At 53.0% G+C, this 230-nt stretch carries 1 pseudogene; it reads right to left on the bottom strand.

Annotated elements, in window-relative coordinates:
• Nucleotides 1-86 precede the first annotated feature (86 nt).
• Nucleotides 87-230: pseudogene (locus tag SB756_RS36085) on the bottom strand (putrescine ABC transporter permease PotH); the annotation flags it as partial.

Genomic DNA, 230 nt, shown 5'->3' with positions numbered 1-230 from the left:
CAGCATCAGCATTGGCGCGTAGAGAAAGGTGAAGCCCAACAGCAAAATCACAATCCGCCAGGGCGAACGAACTACCGGTAAATTATTCATCCGTGTTCTCCCACGCTTTTTTGCTGGTGTTTGTGAAACCACATTATCGGCACAATTAGCAGCAGCAACATGATGATCGCTACCGCCGAGGCCACCGGCCAGTCGCGGTTGTTAAAGAACTCCTGCCACAGCACGCGCCC

Source organism: Pseudomonas sp. SIMBA_068 (genome assembly GCF_046534705.1).
In the GTDB taxonomy this organism is placed as follows: domain Bacteria; phylum Pseudomonadota; class Gammaproteobacteria; order Pseudomonadales; family Pseudomonadaceae; genus Aquipseudomonas; species Aquipseudomonas putida.
This window is presented reverse-complemented; position numbering and strand designations above follow the sequence as displayed.